This is a genomic window from Streptomyces sp. E-08, assembly GCF_049913095.1.
Taxonomy (GTDB): domain Bacteria; phylum Actinomycetota; class Actinomycetes; order Streptomycetales; family Streptomycetaceae; genus Streptomyces.
In genome coordinates, this window is record NZ_CP183971.1 from 8,213,933 (window position 1) to 8,229,415 (window position 15,483).

A 15,483-nucleotide genomic window follows, 5' to 3' on the forward strand; every position below is an offset into this window, starting at 1 on the left:
GGGGGATCTCTGACGCTGCGTGGGCGGTGATCGAGCCGTTGGCCGGGGGCCGGCTACCGGCCGGGCGCCGAGGTGCTGACGTCGGCGAAGGTCTTCCAGAGGGTGACGAGCGCGAGCAGCTGCGCCATGAAGAACGCGAACGTGGCAAAGCGCATCTGGTAGACGTAGGCGACGAGACTGGCGTTGGTCGGCCAGTAGCGGCGCTCGTCCTGGAAGGTCTGCAGGTCCATCATCAGGCCCGTACACGTCATCACCGAGGCGAACGCGGCGATCTCGCCGATCACCTCAGGCACGCTCCCGTGGAAGGATTGGGTGATGAGGAAGTCGGCCACTTCCGGGACGGCGAACGCGAGCGCGACGAAGAGTGCCTTTGTGGGCCCGTGACGGCCCGGCAGATCACGCCACAGCGCCCCGAGGAAGATTCCCCCGACGATCCAGTAGACCTGCCAGTAGAGGATCTGGAGCATGATCCAGAGGAATCCCGTCGCGTTCTGGGCGTTCACCATCCAGGAGTCGCCCTTCACCGCGTCCACCCAATAGAGCAGGCCGGTCGCGGGCAAGCCGATGAGACACGCGTTGACGGCGCCCCTGCGGGCATTTTCCCACCACGTGGACATCGGGCCGCAGGCAAAGGGAAGATCGGCGGGCCGGACTCCTGTCGGCAGTGCCTGGTCCAGTCTGTCGATCTCCACCTCGATCGACTCCCGCTCGGCGGAATGCTCCGCCGGACCGAGTTGACCCCGGCGGGTCTGGAGCTCCCGGAACCGACGTGCCAGGCGCAGTACGTCGGCCCTGTCGGTCAGTGAGATCGTCCTTCCCAGCGGCGCATTGTCGGCGAATGGCTGCTCCAGTACGGAGACGGACGAGCCCAGGGCAAGTACCCCCCAGGCCGTGAAGAGGCTCAGCAACAGGGTGAGGGCGTAAGCCGAGAAGCCGAAGTAGTACGTGTCGGGTGCGAAGGTGACGGCGAAGAGGACCACCAGGAGATACCGCTCCGCTGGTGTCGGCGTGAACGCCCCCTGCTCGTGCTGTTCGACCCGGCAGACCCGCAAGACGCCCAGTACGGCCAGCGGCGCCAGGATGCTGACGATGACCAGCAGCGGTTCCAGTGCATTCGTCGGGAAGTACAACCACCATTCGTCGAGTTGTTGAGCCCAGACCGACCGAAAACCGGGCCAAGACGGGTGCGCGAGCCAGGTGATCCGCTCCCAGAAGCGTTCGAAGGCGAGATAGGCCCAGAGGACGGTCGCCGTCGCTGCCGCAAGGGCGGCGGCGACCATCACACGTGTCGGAATCCGTGTCTCGCTGATCAGCAGGAGCCGCTGCCCGGCTGCGATCACACCGATCCAGAACACCGCCAGCAGCGCAGCGTAGGCCACGGCCGCCACGGTCAAGCCTGGAGTGGACAAGGGCCAGTCGACGGTGGGGAGCAAGGTGAAGTCGAACACCTCTGCCACCACGTACCAGCCGAGTACGCCGAGGACGACTCCGCCCACACTGAAGAGGAGGCGTCTCGACCGACTGCCGAAGAGACACAGCGCAGGCCCGAGGAGCGCCAGGACAAACAGCGCGACCGTCGGCTGGTAATCGTGATACCAGCCCACCAGCTGCTGGAGCCACACGTAGACGTTGTCGTGGAGGTAGACGAGCACGCCCAGGAGCATCAGGAGGAGCGCCCACCACCGCAGGTAGTGCAGCGCGCTCGACTCCTCCGCCGAAATCGGACTGGCCAGGCTGTGCTTCAGTCGCCGACCCGCGACGAGCAACAACGCACCTGAGGCGACGTACCAGAATGTCGCCGAGGCGCTATAAGGCCCCCATGTCTCCCAAACCTGCCAGGGTTCCTCCAACGAGGTCGTGACGAAGTACCAGTGCTGCACGGTGGGCGGGCGGAAAGTCACCTTGGGATTGCGGTCCAGCTGTGTGTGCCGCCAGCTCAGATTCGTTCCACCTTCGCCGAATGCCGGCGGCGGGGTGGCCGTCAGGGCGCCCCGGCCACCCAAGTCGACCCGCACCCTGTCCCAGTCGGCGCTCTTCAGGGCAGGGGAAGGCCGCAACTCGATGCTCCAGTTTTCCTTCGACACCACCAGGTCCCAGGGCCCGACAGATTCGAACAACGAGAACTGGATCCAGTTGACAGCCTGATAGTGCACCTTGACCCACTGGCCGTCGGCCTTCACGGCCACCGGCTTGAAGCGCCACTCGTCATCAGGGAAGTACTTCTCATCCGACGGCTTGCCCACCAGGCACCCCAGCGCAGACCGATACGCCAGAGAATGGGAGTCCAGGAGCAGGTCGGAGGCCTGAGTCCAGGTGGTGGGCACGCTGATGTCCATGGTGCTGGTGACCAGGCTGAAGTTGTTGCCTCGGTGCTTGAACTCGGCCAGCGCCGTGACCCTGGCCTTCTTGAGCTGGTCGGCTCGGCAGGCTGTCGCGGTGTCCTCAGCAGCCGCAGCCTCCCCCACCGCGGGCAGAACGAGACAGCAAAGCAGCAGAAGTACATGCAGACAGCGCGGAGCGGACCAGCCGGGACGGATCACCGCCCCACGATCCCCCGGCCGACCGCGCGCGATGCCGTGCGATGCGCCGACGCGCAGGCGGTTCCACCCAAGCGGCCGAGGAGCGGAGGCGCGGCGCCCGGATCCTAGGGGGCGTCTTCTCGATCAGCCGGGCCCGATCGAGAAGGCACCCCCTAGGGACGGGGGCGGGGAGGCGGGGGTTCGGCCGGGCCGCGTGGCGGGAGGGGACGGCTGAAGACGAGGTTGGTGGTCGTGCTGCCGAACTCCGCCAGTGCGTCGACGATCTCCTCCAGATGGGCCATCGACGTCGCCGCCACCTTCAGCACGTAGCAGTCGTCGCCGGTCGTACGGAGACACTCCAGGATCTCCGTACGCTCACCGAGCAGCCGGCGCAGCGGCTCGTGCCGGGTGCCCGGGTACTTCAGCCGGACGACCGCGAGGACCGCGTACCCGATCCGCTCCAGGTCCACCTCCGCCCGGTACCCCGTGATCACCCCGGACTCCTCCAGGCGCCGCACCCGCTCCTTCGTCGCCGAGGCGCTCAGGTTCACCCGCCGCGCCAGCTCCGTGTACGCGATCCGGCCGTCCCGCTGAACCTCCGTCAGGATCGCCCAGTCCGTCGTATCAAGACTCTCGGTCATCCGATCAGAATACCGGCGAATCCACGGCCGAACGGCCCCTGAACAGGCGGGACTCCCTTCTGGCAGCCCTTCGTGCCTGGCTAACCTGTGCCGCGTGAAGATCGGAGTCAACATCCTCAACTTCGGCCCCGGAGCCGACCCCGGAACGCTGCGCGACTGGGCCCAGACCGTGGAGGGCCTCGGATACGACCTGCTGATGCTCTCGGACCACATCGCGATCACACCCGACGTCGCCGAGCGCTACCCGGCCCCCTTCTACGAGCCGTTCACCACGCTGTCCTGGCTGGCCGGCGTCACCAACCGGGTACGGCTCGGCACGACCGTCCTCATCGCCCCCTACCGGCACCCGCTGCTCACCGCGCGCATGGCGGCAAACCTCGACGCCCTGAGCGGTGGACGGCTCGTCCTCGGGGTGGGAGTGGGCTGGGCGCGCCAGGAGTTCGCCGCCCTCGGGATCCCGTTCGAGCGCCGTGGACGGATCACCGACGAACACCTCAGGGCCGTCCGCGAGGCCTGGGCCGACACCGCCGCCTACGGAGACCGCCGCATCCCCGTCTGGATCGGCGGCCACAGCGACGCCGGACTGCGCCGCGCCGTCCGGTTCGGGGATGCCTGGCACCCCCTGCGCCGCACCCCGACGCAGCTCCGCGAAGGCGCCGCCAGGCTCCGGGAGTACGCGGAGGAGCAGCAGGTCCCCGCACCCGCCCTGGCCCCGCGCATCGCCCTCAGGCTCACCCCCGAACCGGTCGGCGGACCCGACCGCCTCGCGGGTGAGGGAACGATCGACCAGGTCATGGACGACCTCGACCAGCTGCGAGGGATGGGCGCCGAGTCCGTCGTCCTCGACCCGTACGGCGGCGACCCCCACGAGACCACGCACCCGCAGAAGGCCTGGCAGGCACTCGCCACTGTGGCCGCGCAGCTCTCCCCGCACCGCACCCGAACGGAGCCGTCATGACGACAGCCGACGACCACACCCTCCTCCGCCGCGCCATCGCCCTCGCGGCCGAGGCGCGCGACGGCGGCGACCCGCCGTTCGGCTCGCTCCTCGCCGCACCGGACGGGACCGTCCTGGCGGAGGAGCGCAACACCACCCTCACCGACAGGGACATCACCGCCCACCCCGAACTGAAGCTCGCCCGGTGGGCGGCCAGGGAACTGGACCCCGCGACGGCGGCCGAGACCACGATGTTCACCAGCTGCGAACCGTGCGGCATGTGCGAGGCGGTCATCCGGCAGGCGGGCCTCCGCCGCGTCGTCTACGCGCTCTCCGGCGCCCAGCTCCTCGACATCCGCCCCGCCGCGGACCGCCCGCCCGTCCCGCAGGACGGCCCCGCGCTGCTCGACGAGGTGCGGGCCGCGGTCGAGCCGTACTACCGCTGACCCCGTGGCTGCGGCCCCGCCCTCCACCGCGAGGCGGGACCCCGCATGCGTCAGGATGGGGGCATGACCGAGATCCGCACCCCCCGGCTCCTCCTCCGCCGCTGGAGCGACGACGACCTCGTCCCGATGGCGGAGATCAACGCCGACCCCGAGGTCATGCGGTGGATCGGCGACGGCTCGGTCCGCGACCTGGAACAGACCGCCGAGGCCATCGAGCGGTACGAGGAGGAATGGGACGAGGAGGGCTTCGGGATCTTCGCGGTCGAGCTCCTCGGCTCCGGAGAGCTGATCGGCCTCGCCGGGCTCTCGGTGCCGGACTTCCTCCCGGAGGTGCTCCCCGCCGTCGAGATCTGCTGGCGCCTGGGCCGTCCGTTCTGGGGCCAGGGGTACGCCTCCGAGGCCGCCCACGCGGTCCTGGAGTTCGCCCTCCAGGACCGCGGACTCGACCGGGTGGTCGCCATCACCCACAGCGGCAACCGCGCCTCCGAGAACGTCATGCGCAAGCTCGGCATGGCGCCGGAGCGGGACACGACCCACCCGGTGTTCGGCCTTCCCCTGCGCGTCTACGCCATCGACCTCACCGAGTACCAGGCGTGACCACCGGGACCGCGCCGGAGAGCCGTCCGCGGCGCTCCGGAACGGTCCCGCAGCGGAGGCCGCGGGGGCCCCACGCCCCCCGTCACCGGCGCCCAGGCCGGGCCCCGCCGCGCCGTCAGTGGCGCTCGGGCAGGTCCCGCTCCGCCGGCAGCGACGAGAAGTCACGGGCCGTCGGCGACGCGGCGGCGCGCGAGTTCGCCGCCTGCTTCTTCCCGCAGAACGCCGCCTCCAGCGTTCCGCCGAGCGCCGTGTTGGCCTCGCCGTGGTTCGACGTGTTCGCCATGGCCGACAGGCTGCGCCGGCCGTCACGGGTCGAGAACGCGTACGTGTAGAAGCCCTGCACGGTGCCGGTGTGCCCGAACACCCGCGTACCGCAGGACAGGTCGTAGCGGCGCAGGCCCAGTCCGTAGAACCGGGTGTTCGTGGCGTCCGTCGGCGTGACCGTCGTCATCGCCTCCAGCATCGCGGGGGACAGCAGCAGACCGCGCATCAGCGCGCTGGTGAAGGTGTTCAGATCGGCCGGGCTGGAGATGACGGCCCCGGCGGACTGCGCCCAGGACACCGTCTGCTCCGTGGAGTCCACGAGCGGGTCGCCGGCCGCGTCCGGGTGCAGGTAGCCCCGCACGTGCAGGCCCTTGATGCGGGTGTCCGGGTGGACGTACGAGGTGCTGGTGAGCTTCAGCGGCTTGAGGATGCGGCGCTCGTACGCGTCGGACACCGGCCGGCCCGTGAGCTTCTCGATGAGCATGCCGACTACCACGAAGTTCGCGTTGGAGTACTTGTACGCCACGCCGGGCTCGGTGGTGCGGGGCTCGCTCAGCGACAGGTCGACGAGCTCCTGGTAGCTGAACACCCGGTTCCGCACGGCCTCGAAGCCCGGCACGGTGTCGTTGAACATCGCGTCCGTGTAGTCGGCGAGCCCGCTGCGGTGGGTGAGCAGGTGCCGGACGGTGATGCGCTCGTCGGGGAGCAGCCCGGGCAGGTAGCGGTTGACGGGCGCGTCGAGCTCCAGCCGGCCCTCCTCCACCAACTGGAGAAGCACGACCGAGGAGAACGTCTTGCTGACGCTGCCGATCCGGAACCGGGCGTGGATGTCCATGGGCGCCCCCGACACCCGGTCCCGGACGCCGACGGTCCGGCTCCGGACCCCGTCGGGACCGGTGAACCGGGCCATCGCCCCCGGAGCGCCGTTGGTCATGGCCGAGTCGAGCGCCGCGACCACGCCCGCCATGTCCGGGGCGGGAACAGCGCCCGAGGCGGTGGCGGCGGGGGTGAGGGGAGCGGCGAACGCGCTGGTGGCGGGGGCGAGACCCGCCGCGAGCGCGGCGATCAGGGTGGCGCTCACGGCCAGGCGGCGGTGCGACGACTGGAACACGGTGATTCCTCTGCTTCTTCCGGACGTTCGGCGCGGCACTCGGCGGGGGTGGGCCGCAGGAGAGGGGGACCGCGCCGCTGTCGCGCGTGACCCCCGGTGTCCAACGATCATGAGTGCCGCCGGGTCGCGAGCGGTTCCGGACACGAGGAACGAGATCCGGACGGCGTAGTTCCGACCTCGCCGTTGGGCGACTGCCCAGCCGGGGCCCGGAAGGACTGGGCTCCTGCCGACAGACAACCGTCACCGGGGAGCACCACCATGGCGCTGGTCACGCTCGCGAGGACGCGCAACGTGCCACACCCACAAAGGAGTTCCAGTGCCACGATTCCTGTCACGGAGATGGGGCCGCGCACTCTGCGCCCTGCTGCTCGCCGTCCTGACGGCCGCCTACGCCGGACCCGCCACCGCCGGAGCCACGGACACCGCGACCGGCCGGATCCCGTCGGTCGGCACCGCCTGGGACCAGCCCGGCCCGTACGAGGTGAACGTCGACATCGAGGCGGTCCACACCTTCTACTACCCGAAGGACATGGGGCAGCGGGGAGAGCTCCACCCGGTCGTGATCTGGGGCAACGGCACCGGCGCCGTGCCCGGGATCTACAGCTCGCTGCTCCGCCACTGGGCGAGCCACGGCCTCGTCGTCGCCGCCGCCAACACCCCCACCTCCAACTTCGCGATCAGCATGCGCGCCGGCATCGACGTCCTGGAGCACCGCAACGCCGACAGCTCCAGCCCCTTCTACCGGAAGGTGGACCTCGAACACATCGCCTCCGCCGGCCACTCGCAGGGCGGCGCCGCCGCGGTCAACGCCGCGCTCGACCCCCGGGTCGACACCGCCGTCCCCATCCAGCCGGGCCCGCTGACCGACCCCGACCTGATGGACGAGCCCGTCTTCTACCTGGCGGGCGAGCGTGACCACATCGTGTGGCCGGCCCTCGTGAAGGCGCTGTACCGGGACTCCTCCCACGTCCCCGCCGTCTACGGCGAGGTCCGCGGGGCCGGGCACCTCAGCTCCATCGGCGACGGCGGCGACTTCCGCGGCCCGACGACGGCCTGGCTGCGGTTCTGGCTGATGGGCGACGAGAACGCCCGGGGCATGTTCTTCGGCCCCGACTGCGCCTACTGCACGGACACGAGCCTGTGGTCCGGCTGGGACCGCAACAGCGGGGCGCTCCGGATCCCGGGCCCGACTGCCTGACGGCCCGACTGCCTGACGGCCCGACTGCCCGACGGCCTGACGGCCCGACGGCCTGACGGCCGACCGCCCCGCACCGCCGTCTCCCGGTGACGGCACCGGACACCTCCGGCGCACGGTAGGGTCCCGGCCGTCGCGACGATCTTCGCGACGGCCGGGGACGGACCCGACAGCGAGGGGGGAACACGTGAAGCGCGCCGTTGTTCTGGGAGGAAGTTTCGCCGGGCTGCTCGCCGCCCGCGTCCTGAGCGACTTCGCCGACGAGGTCGTCGTCGTCGAACCCGACACCCTCGGCGAGGACGGCGACGCCACGGGGCCCGGAGCGCCGCACCGGCGGCAGCTCCACGCCCTGCTCGCCATGGGGCACACCCAGATCGAACGCTTCTTCCCGGGCATCACCCGGGAGATGGTGAACGAAGGTGCCCGCCTCGGCCGGGGCGACGAGGTGCGGTTCTACGTCGACGGAGCCCTCAAGGCCCCCGTCGCCGACGTGACGATGCTCGGCGCGAGCCGCCCGTTCATCGAGACGCACGTACGGCGCCGCGTCATGGCCCTCGACAACGTCAGGCCGGAGCGCGCCACCGGCAAGGGACTGCTTCTGCGGGGCGGACGGGCCGTCGGAGCCCGGCTGGCCGCCGCCGGCACCACCGAGACCGAGGACGCCGAGTACGACGTTCCCGCGGACCTCGTCGTCGACGCCATGGGACGCTCCAGCAGGCTCGGCACCTGGCTCGCGGCCGAGGGCTGGGGCCAGGCCCCGGTGGACCGCATGCGCGTCGACCTCGGCTACGCCACCGCCCGCTTCACCCGCGGGAGCGAGCTCCCGGACACGGTGATCGCCCACTCCACCCCGGGCCCGGCCAGCGACTACCAGCCCGCCCTGTGCGAGCCCGGGGCCCTGGCCGCCGCCGAGGACGGCACCTGGTCCGTCGTCCTCGCCGGATACGCCGACCACCGCCCGGGGCGCGACCGGCCGGAGTTCCTCGCCCGGATGCGGCGCTGCGTCGCACCCCTCCGCGAGGTCGCCGAGCGGTGCGAGATGATCGGCGAGGTCGAGCCCTTCCACTTCAGGGAGAGCCGCCGCCGGCGGTTCACGGACCTGACGGACTTCCCCGGCGGACTCGTCGTCCTGGGCGACGCCCTGGCGACAGTGAATCCGGTCTACGGCCAGGGGCTGACCCTCGCCGCGCTCCAGGCCTCCTCCCTGCACGTCCACCTGAGAACCGGCGCCGCGCCGCACGACCCGGCCTGGGGCTACTTCCGCCGGGCCGCGGTGGTCGTCGACGCAGCGTGGCAGCTCTCGACGACCGCCGACCTCGCGCAGCCCCACGTCACCGGACCGTACCCGCGCGGCTACCGGTTCCTGCGCTGGGCGGGCGACCGCATCACCACCGCCTCGGTCAGGGACTCGCGGGTGAACCAGACGTACCTGGACGTCGTCCACATGCGCGAGCACCCGAAGGCACTCACCAGCCCCCGCGTCCTCGCCCGCACGGCGCGCGTCCTCTGGAAGAGCTGACCTGACGAGCCACAGGGACCGCCGCTGACCAGCGCCGACACCCGGCCGCGTACCCTCGTGGACGTGTCTGCCTCACGTCTCCACCGCGTCGCCGTCCTCGTCCTCGAAGGAGCGAAACCCCTCGACGTCGGCATCCCCGCGCAGGTCTTCACGACCCGCGCGAGCATGCCGTACGAGGTACGGGTCTGCGGCGCGGAACCCGGGGTCGTGGCCGGCGGCGACGGCCTGGCGTACCAGGTCGCCCACGGCCTCGAAGCGCTCGCCTGGGCCGACATCGTCTTCGTCCCCGGCTACCGCCACCCCGACCGCGAGGACCCGCCGCGCGCCGTCGTCGACGCGCTGATCGCCGCGCACCACCGCGGGGCGCGCCTCGCCGCCATCTCGACGGGCGCCTTCGCCCTCGCCGCCACCGGCCTCCTCGACGGCAGGCGCGCCACGACGCACTGGCACTACGCGCGGGCCCTCGCGGCCAAGCGCCCGCTGATCCGCGTCGACGAGAACGTCCTCTTCGTCGACGAGGGCAGCGTCCTCACCTCCGCCGGCGCGGCCTCCGGCATCGACCTGTGCCTCCACATCCTGCGCGGCGACCTCGGCGTGGGCGCCTCCAACCACGCCGCCCGACGCCTCGTCGCCGCGCCGTACCGCAGCGGCGGCCAGGCGCAGTACGTGCCGCGCAGCGTGCCGGAGCCGCTCGGCGAGAGGTTCGCCGCCACCCGCGAATGGGCCCTGCACCGGCTCGGCGAACCCCTCACCCTGGAGATACTCGCCCGCAACGCGGCGGTGTCGCCGCGCACCTTCTCGCGGCGCTTCGTCGAGGACACCGGCTACACGCCCATGCAGTGGGTCATGCGAGCCCGCATCGACATGGCCCGTGAGCTGCTCGAACGCTCCGAGCGGGGCGTCGAGCAGATCGCCGCCGACGTCGGCCTCGGCACCGGGGCGAACCTGCGCCTGCACTTCCAGCGCATCCTCGGCACCACACCGAGCGACTACCGGCGCACCTTCGCACAGGGGGAATAGACCGCCGCGCCGCAAGCCCCGCGTGACCTTGGCGCGATACTTGCGGACCGTGGCGATCACGCCGCTGGTCGAGGCGTCCGTTCCGCGCGAACCTGGGTGGCGAATCAGCAGGTCGGAAGGGACATCGCATCATGACTCGCATCGCCATCAACGGGTTCGGCCGCATCGGACGCAACACGCTCCGTGCGCTCCTGGAGCGCGACACCGACCTCGAGGTCGTCGCCGTCAACGACCTGACCGAGCCCACCGCCCTCGCGCGACTCCTCGCCTTCGACTCCACCTCGGGCCGCCTCGGCCGTCCGGTCACCGTCGACGGCGACACCCTCGTCGTCGACGGCCGCCGCATCAAGGTGCTCGCCGAGCGCGAGCCGGCGCAGCTGCCGTGGGCCGAGCTCGGCGTGGAGATAGTCCTGGAGTCGACCGGCCGCTTCACCTCCGCCAAGGCCGCCCGCGCGCACATCGACGCCGGCGCCAAGAAGGTGCTCGTCAGCGCGCCCGCCGACGGCGCCGACGTCACCCTCGCGTACGGCGTGAACACCGACGCGTACGACGCCGAGCTCCACACGATCGTCTCGAACGCCTCCTGCACGACCAACGCGCTCGCGCCGCTCGCGAAGGTCCTCGACGACCTCGCCGGCATCGAGCACGGCTTCATGACGACGGTCCACGCCTACACGCAGGAGCAGAACCTGCAGGACGGCCCGCACCGCGACCCGCGCCGCGCCCGCGCCGCCGGCGTCAACATCGTGCCGACCTCCACGGGCGCCGCGAAGGCCATCGGCCACGTCCTGCCGAACCTGGACGGCAAGCTGTCCGGCGACTCGATCCGCGTCCCCGTCCCGGTCGGCTCGATCGTCGAGCTCAACACGACCGTCGCCCGCGACGTGACCGTCGAGGACGTCCTGGCCGCCTACCGCACCGCGGCCGAGGGCCCGCTGGCCGGTGTCCTCGAGTACTCGGAGGACCCGCTGGTCTCCGCCGACATCGTGGGCAACCCGCACTCGTCGATCTTCGACTCGGCCCTCACCCGCGTCGAGGGACGCCACGTCAAGGTCGTCGCCTGGTACGACAACGAGTGGGGCTTCTCGAACCGCGTGATCGACACCCTCCAGCTGCTCGCCTCGAACTGACGACGAGAAGCACGACCGACTCCCGCCGCACGGCGGGAGCGGACACCGCCACACGCCGACTCCGACCGCACGGGAGTCGGCGTGTGACGTTTCCTCAGGCGGGCCCCGGCGTCGGTCCCCTCAGCCGACAGCGACGCGACCGTGGGGCTCGGGCCCTCGTGCGCGGCGCCGACGCCCAGGCCTCCTCGTCCGGCGGCGCGCACACCCGCACCTCCGCCCCGAGCTCCCGCGACGCCACCACGAGCCCCCATCGGCCGGGGCTCCGCCGCAACCGCCCCTGTGCGCCCGGGAAAAGCGTTCGCCCCGGTCGCGGGCCGGGTGGCAGGGTGCGGGGCATGGCACCCCAGTACCAGATCCGTGCCGACCACGACGCACGCACGATCGTGGTCCACCAGGCCTACCCGCCCGCCATCGCCGACGCTGCGCTGCGGGCCGGGCGGTTCGTCGCCCCCTTCTCCTTCCACCGGATGACGTGGATCAAGCCCTCGTTCCTGTGGCTGATGCACCGCAGCAACTGGGCCCGGAAGCCGGGCCAGGAGCGGATCCTCGCCGTGCGGATGACCCGCGAGGGCTGGGAGGAGGCCCTGTCGCGGGCCGTGCTGACGACCGCTGACCCGGCGGCCGTGGCGCAGGCGGCGGTGCACGTCCAGTGGGACCCGGAACGCTCCGCCCGCGGGGCCGCGCTGAACCACTACAGCATCCAGGTGGGGATCAGCCGGCACCTGATCCGCGCGTTCACCGACGAGTGGACCGTGGAGCTCACCGACATCACCCCGCGTGTCCGCAAGGCCGCGACGCTCCTCCAGAGCGGGCGGGAGGCGAGGGCCCGGGGGCTGTTCCCCGCCGAGCGCGTCTACCCGTTGCCCCGGACGCTGGAGAGCCGTCTGTGTCCGGGGGCGTGACGGACGGACCCGGGGCGGGCGCCGCACCGGCCGGGCACCATGACGCGGTGACACCCCCGCCCACGACGCCCTACCGCCCCCTCGACATCACCGTCCCCTTTCCCGAGCTGAGGGGGTACGCCCGCACAGCGACGCGGCTGCATCCGCGCCCCGGCGCGCCGACCGCGGCCGACAGCTCCGTGGGCGGGCCCCTGCTGTGGCCCGAGGACGAGGCATGGCCGGTGTGCCGGGAGCACGGCAGGGTCAGGGGAGTCCGTCCGCTGCGGGCCCGCCGCCACGCGGAGATCCTCAGGGCGGCCCGGGCGCGGCCCCGCCGGGCCGACGGCGCCGGGTGGGCGTACACGGATGCCGAACGGGCCGAGGTCCAGGAGATGAGCGACGCCGGACACCAGCCGGACCGGCACGACGGCGGCCCGCTGCCGCTGCTCGCCCTCGCGCAGTTCCACGCCCACGACGTGCCCGACCTGGCGGACTTCGCCCCGCCGGGGAAGGACCTGCTCCAGGTGCTGTGGTGTCCGTTCGGCGGACACGAGGACGGTGGGTTCAGCGACTTCGGCCCGTCGACGCGCCTCTTCTGGCGGCGCGCGGCGGACGTGACCGGCCCCTTGGCCGAGCAGCCCGAGCCGCCGGTCGTCGAGCACGCGCGGTACCTGCCGGAGCCGTGCGTGCTGCATCCGGAGCGGATCGTCGAGTACCCGTGGGCCGACTATCTGCCACCGGTGCTCGTGGAGCGGATCGACGCGTGGGAGGACGCACTCCAGGAGCGCGCGGGACGGGCGGCGCCGACCTACCAGTACGACCTCTCCCTCGCGCCGGGCTGGAAGATCGGCGGCTGGGACTCCTGGCACAGGACGGATCTCGTGCCCGTCCACTGCGAGGCGTGCGGAGCCGGGATGCGTCTCCTGCTGACCATGGACTCGACCGAGAACCAGGCGAGTTGGGGACCGTTCCCGCCGGTCGGTTCCCCGACCGGCGTTGCGGCGGGCCGCGACGAGTACCGGGCCTTCGTCTGTCCCGCCGATCCGGCGCACCCCCACCGGATGAGCACGCAGTAGGCCCCCGACTTCCCGAAGGGGCGTTGTCAGTGGTCTGCGACAGGATGGTGGACATGACGACAACGCCCGCCGTTGAGGCGCACTTCAGCCTGCCCAGCCCCGCCGCGTACGAGGCCGCGATCGAGCGCCTGCGTGACGCGTCCCGCACGTACTACGGCGCGGGCTACAGCGTCATGGACGACGCCACGTACGACCGGCTGCGGCTCGCCGTGACGGCCTGGGAGGCGGAGCACCCCGAGGACGTCGCCGCGGACTCGCCCGCCGGTCTGGTCGCCGACGGTGCCGCCCCGGAGGGCGACGTCGCGCACACCACGCGGCTGCTGAGTCTCGACAACGTCTTCGCTCCCGAGGAGCTCGTCGCCTGGGGCGCCTCGCTCCAGCGGCGCCTCGGGCACGAGCCGGCGGGAGGGTTCACCGTCGAGCCGAAGATGGACGGCGCGGCCGTCGCCGCCCGCTACCGCGACGGTCGCCTGGTGCAGATCATCACGCGCGGCGACGGTGCGCGGGGCGAGGACGTCAGCCACGTCATCGGGACGATCGAGGGCCTCCCCGAGCAGCTGTCCGTGCCCGCCACCTTCGAGGCACGCGGCGAAGTCCTCTTCACCCAGGAACAGTTCGATGCGGCGAACGAGATACGGATCGCGCACGGCGCAGGGGTCTTCGCCAACCCGCGCAACGGCGCCGCCGGCACGCTGCGGGCCAAGGACCGGCCCTACCGGCTCGCCATGACCTTCTGGGCGTACGGCGCGGTCGACCTGGACGGCGCCGCCTTCCTGCCCGCCGGCGCCGGTCACGCCGAGACGCTGGCCGCCGTGGCGGAGGCGGGGGTGCGGACCACGGCGGCGACCCCGGCCGGACTGCACTCCGTCACCACCCTGGCGGAGGCGCAGGAGAGGGTCGACGCGATCGCCGCGATGCGCGCCACCCTGCCGTTCGGCATCGACGGCGTCGTCGTCAAGGCCGACAGCGCCACGGAGCAGGCGACGGCGGGCCTCGGCAGCCGATTCCCCTACTGGGCGATCGCCTACAAGCTCCCGGCCGTCGAGCGCCAGACCGTCCTGGAGGACGTGTTCTGGGAAGTGGGCCGTACGGGTGTGCTCGCCCCGACGGCGGTGCTCACGGCAGTGGAGCTCGACGGGTCCACCGTCACCCGCGCCACCCTGCACAACCCCGCCGACATCCTCCGGCGGGACCTCCACATCGGCGACACCGTGACCGTCCACAAGGCCGGCGACATCATCCCGCGCGTCCAGGCCGCCGTCGTCGAGCTCCGCCCGCGGGGCGCCGTGCCCGTGCCGCTGCCCGGGGCGTGCCCGAACTGCGGTGGGGAGATCGACAAGAGCCAGGAGCGGTGGCGCTGCGCGAAGGGCACCGCCTGCGCCCTGGCGCCGCTGATCGAGTACGTCGCCGGGCGCGACATCCTCGACATCGACGGCCTCGGCAGGAAGTACGTCGACGCCCTGATCGCCGCCGGGGTCGTCGGAGACGTCGCCGACCTGTTCACCCTCACCGAGGAGCAGCTCACCGCCGCCTCCGGCAGCGCCAAGCGGGGCGCGAAGCTGGCCGAGCAGCTCCGGCTCGCCAGGTCCCGCCCGCTCAGCCGTGTCTTCTGCGCGCTCGGCGTGCCGGGCACCGGCCGCAGCATGTCCCGGCGCATCGCCGCGCACTTCGGCACGATGGACGCCATCCGGGCGGCCGACGCCACGGCCCTGCAGGAGGTCGAAGGCATAGGGCCGGAGAAGGCGCCGGTCATCGTGGAGCAGGTGGCCGCGCTCGCCCCGGTGATCGACAAGCTGGTCGCGGCGGGCGTCGCCATGACCGAGCCCCGGCAGGAGGAGGACGAGGACGCCGCCGACGGCCCGCTGAGCGGGGCGACCGTCGTCGTGACGGGGAAGATGACCGGTCCGCTGGACGGCTGGGGGCGCTCCGAGATGGGCGCGCTGATCGAGAAGGCCGGCGGGCGTGTGGGCAGCGGCGTCAACTCCAGGACGACGTATCTGGTGGCGGCGCCGTCCGCGAGCGGCAAGCCGAGCTCGAAGGCCGTCAAGGCGCAGGAGCTCGGTGTCGAGGTCCTCGCCCCGGAGGCCTTCGCCGCGCTGGTGGCCGCCTGTCTGGACTGACCGGTGTCGTGCCCGGCGGTGAGAGAC

At 72.0% G+C, this 15,483-nt stretch carries 13 protein-coding genes; 10 read left to right on the top strand and 3 right to left on the bottom strand.

Features of this window, described 5'->3' with window-relative positions; all coding sequences use genetic code 11:
• Positions 1–53: 53 nt before the first annotated feature.
• Together ACN9MM_RS37545 and ACN9MM_RS37550 are read right to left on the bottom strand one after the other, a co-directional pair.
• The gene (locus tag ACN9MM_RS37545) at positions 54–2,540 is read right to left on the bottom strand and encodes a DUF6185 family protein (RefSeq protein WP_426368281.1); all 2,487 of its coding nucleotides are present in this window, start codon (positions 2,538–2,540) and stop codon (positions 54–56) included.
• Positions 2,541–2,692: 152 nt separating this feature from the next.
• Positions 2,693–3,160, bottom strand: coding sequence for an Lrp/AsnC family transcriptional regulator (locus ACN9MM_RS37550; protein ID WP_382870298.1), 468 nt, complete (start codon positions 3,158–3,160; stop codon positions 2,693–2,695).
• Between the two features lie 94 nt (positions 3,161–3,254).
• On the opposite strand from ACN9MM_RS37550, the gene ACN9MM_RS37555 reads away from it, so the two are divergent.
• From ACN9MM_RS37555 to ACN9MM_RS37565, 3 genes are all read left to right on the top strand, one after another.
• Complete coding sequence (locus tag ACN9MM_RS37555) at positions 3,255–4,118, top strand: TIGR03619 family F420-dependent LLM class oxidoreductase (RefSeq protein WP_426368282.1); 864 nt, start codon at positions 3,255–3,257, stop codon at positions 4,116–4,118.
• Positions 4,115–4,543, top strand: coding sequence for a nucleoside deaminase (locus ACN9MM_RS37560; RefSeq protein ID WP_426368283.1), 429 nt, complete (start codon positions 4,115–4,117; stop codon positions 4,541–4,543). Before ACN9MM_RS37555 ends, ACN9MM_RS37560 begins: the two co-directional genes overlap by 4 nt.
• Before the next feature lie 63 nt (positions 4,544–4,606).
• The gene (locus ACN9MM_RS37565; RefSeq protein WP_426368284.1) at positions 4,607–5,140 is read left to right on the top strand and encodes a GNAT family N-acetyltransferase; all 534 of its coding nucleotides are present in this window, start codon (positions 4,607–4,609) and stop codon (positions 5,138–5,140) included.
• 115 nt (positions 5,141–5,255) lie between these two features.
• Here ACN9MM_RS37565 and ACN9MM_RS37570 read toward each other — a convergent pair whose 3' ends face one another.
• Entirely contained in the window at positions 5,256–6,515 is a 1,260-nt protein-coding gene (locus ACN9MM_RS37570; RefSeq protein WP_426368285.1) for a serine hydrolase domain-containing protein, read from the bottom strand.
• Between the two features lie 316 nt (positions 6,516–6,831).
• On the opposite strand from ACN9MM_RS37570, the gene ACN9MM_RS37575 reads away from it, so the two are divergent.
• The 7 genes from ACN9MM_RS37575 (at position 6,832) to ligA (ending at position 15,456) form a co-directional block, all read left to right on the top strand.
• Positions 6,832–7,713: a chlorophyllase/cutinase-like alpha/beta fold protein gene (locus ACN9MM_RS37575; RefSeq protein WP_426368286.1), complete on the top strand. Its 882-nt coding sequence runs from the start codon at positions 6,832–6,834 to the stop codon at positions 7,711–7,713.
• 184 nt (positions 7,714–7,897) lie between these two features.
• Positions 7,898–9,229, top strand: coding sequence for an FAD-dependent oxidoreductase (locus tag ACN9MM_RS37580; RefSeq protein ID WP_426368287.1), 1,332 nt, complete (start codon positions 7,898–7,900; stop codon positions 9,227–9,229).
• Between the two features lie 63 nt (positions 9,230–9,292).
• The gene (locus ACN9MM_RS37585; RefSeq protein ID WP_426368289.1) at positions 9,293–10,249 is read left to right on the top strand and encodes a GlxA family transcriptional regulator; all 957 of its coding nucleotides are present in this window, start codon (positions 9,293–9,295) and stop codon (positions 10,247–10,249) included.
• A gap of 131 nt (positions 10,250–10,380) precedes the next feature.
• On the top strand, positions 10,381–11,379 hold the full coding sequence (gene gap / locus ACN9MM_RS37590) for a type I glyceraldehyde-3-phosphate dehydrogenase (RefSeq protein ID WP_426368291.1): 999 nt from the start codon (positions 10,381–10,383) through the stop codon (positions 11,377–11,379).
• A 335-nt stretch (positions 11,380–11,714) separates the two neighbouring features.
• Positions 11,715–12,281: a DUF4291 domain-containing protein gene (locus ACN9MM_RS37595; RefSeq protein WP_426368293.1), complete on the top strand. Its 567-nt coding sequence runs from the start codon at positions 11,715–11,717 to the stop codon at positions 12,279–12,281.
• Between the two features lie 47 nt (positions 12,282–12,328).
• On the top strand, positions 12,329–13,336 hold the full coding sequence (locus tag ACN9MM_RS37600) for a hypothetical protein (RefSeq protein ID WP_426368294.1): 1,008 nt from the start codon (positions 12,329–12,331) through the stop codon (positions 13,334–13,336).
• Between the two features lie 53 nt (positions 13,337–13,389).
• Entirely contained in the window at positions 13,390–15,456 is a 2,067-nt protein-coding gene (ligA, locus tag ACN9MM_RS37605; protein WP_426368295.1) for an NAD-dependent DNA ligase LigA, read from the top strand.
• Positions 15,457–15,483 lie beyond the last annotated feature (27 nt).